General features: G+C 55.9%; 2 protein-coding genes. Both read right to left on the bottom strand.

The genetic code is table 11. The features are described from left to right. A partial coding sequence (traN, locus tag HMPREF1323_RS06315) for a conjugative transposon protein TraN (protein WP_009433308.1) occupies nt 1–743 on the bottom strand: 743 nt, incomplete at its 3' end. Nucleotides 744–763: 20 nt separating this feature from the next. Next, nucleotides 764–1987: conjugative transposon protein TraM (gene traM / locus HMPREF1323_RS06310; RefSeq protein ID WP_009433307.1), on the bottom strand; the 1224-nt coding region annotated here is incomplete at its 5' end.

The following is a 1987-nucleotide window of genomic DNA, read 5'->3' as shown; positions in this document are numbered from 1 at the left end:
ACCTGCTCCTGGATGGCCGTACGTCGAGCCACCTTCTTATCGACGACCTTGAAGCTGATGAAGTCCACCGAGTAAGGGAGGTTCGTCTCATTGTCGATGCAGGTATGTAGGTAGAGCAAGCCATTGTGTGCATAGAGGCCACGCAGGAGGAAGCGTATTCCAAACTGGCGTACCCCGATGTGTTTGACCGTCCGCTCATCATTCTGATGGATGGTCTTCATCATCAGTTTCACGAGGATGGGCGACTCACTCCCCAACTCCTTGAAGTAGATGTCGGCACGATTACTCGGTAGCCTACCCTCTGTACTTGACAAGAAGTCGGCCATCTCGACGCTGAGCTTCTCGGGCTCTTCGGCATACTTCACATTGAAGGCATAGAAGGAGCCATCCTCACAGATGACACTCATATTCGTCTCCGTCTCAAAGTCTCGCACGGCGGCCTTGACACGTAGGACATTCTCCGCATCCTCTGCCTTACCTGCGATGAGCTTGTTGCTCCCGAGGTCTACGTAGCGGATAGCGGAGGGGAAGATCAGGTGCGAGGTCTTGTCAAAGGTGACCTCAAGACCATAGGGCAAGACCACACGCCCCGAGGGGATGGTCTTGCTCATCCCTTGATAGAGATCACCCGTGGAAAGCGGACGATAGCCCATCTGAGCTCTCAGACTATCGGTCGTAGTCTGAGCAAGGGCGGTAGTCATACTCGCCCCGAAGAGCAGGGCGGAAAGAATCCATTGCTTCATTGTTATAGTGCTTTTGCTGTTTACTTACTGGGAACTAAGAAGAGACGATAGCCTCCTTTGAGGGTCACTTGAAGAGTGCGGAGCTTCTTCTGAAGGAGCTGGCTTGCACCCTGCATCACGCCACGAGCTGCCTCGGAGATGATCTGATCTTTGGCCGAGCTCGCAAAGGTGAAGGAAGTGCCTACCGAGCCTCCTATGTTCGCCCCCACCTCCTTCAGGGCTGAGACCTGCTCTGCCCCCGGGATATAGATCCCCTCCTGCCCATCAAGGTCATAGGCCGAGAGCTTGACGGGAATAATCCGACCACCGATCTCCATGCTCTTGACAAGGAGTTGCAGGCGATTTCCCCCGAGCTTAGCCTGAGCAATTAGCAAGCTCTGCCGTGGGATACGTAGCTCCCCAATACGAGCCGACTCTAAGAGGCGCAAGGCTACGTAGTCTCCCTCCCGTAGTGCCGTCGTATGATCGACCACCACGGGTAGCGTGTTGCGCTGAACGGAAGAGGGCTGAGCAAGCGCCGAGTGAAAGCCTAGATGACGCACCTTACTCCCGTACTCCTGCATGAAGGTTGAATCGGCCATGGGCTGAGCTAGGCTAGATACCAGGTGCTTTGGCTCTGCGAGGAGCTCCATCCTGGGCTCTTGGGGAGTGCTCTCCGCGTCTGGCTCTACGATAGTACGCTCTTCTGCTCGAAGAAAGGCTTTAGCGGGAAGCTCCCCGCCCTTAGGAAGGTACTTGGAGGCCATCTGATAGCTTCGCTCCATCAGGCGAAGCTGCTTTTCCTCCTCATCATCCGCTTCACTCTCCTTCTTACGCAGAGCTTCACGGAGGTCTTCGTTCTCGGCACGCAGAGCATCACGCTCTTCTGCATTAGGATCCGGGGCATAGAAGGAACTCAAGAGGCGCTTATTCTCCTCATAGCGCTGGAGCGAGCCCTCGATCTTCGTTGAGGAAGCCTGCCCCTGCCCTTGGGCCTCGAGGGAGGTGGGCTCCTCGGCAAAGTAATCCGAGAGTCGGCCAATCTCCGCTTGCGTCTCGTTCTCTAAAGCCGACTTGTCGCTGAGCTCATAGCTCTTGAGCTTGTTATCGGTGAGCTGGCGCACCGTAGCCTCGGGGATATCCTTATTGAGGCCCTCTTGCTCTGCGCCCTTTTCCTTATCCGAGGGAGCAAAGATGAACCAAAGGGAGAGGGCGCAGAGGAGCCCCAGCCCACCAAAGACCAGCCCCTTGCGAAGCTGTTCTTG

This window comes from Porphyromonas sp. oral taxon 279 str. F0450, assembly GCF_000292995.1.
Taxonomy (GTDB): Bacteria; Bacteroidota; Bacteroidia; order Bacteroidales; family Porphyromonadaceae; genus Porphyromonas; species Porphyromonas pasteri.
Note: the sequence above shows the minus strand (reverse complement) of the source record. Positions and strands in the feature narration are given on the sequence as shown.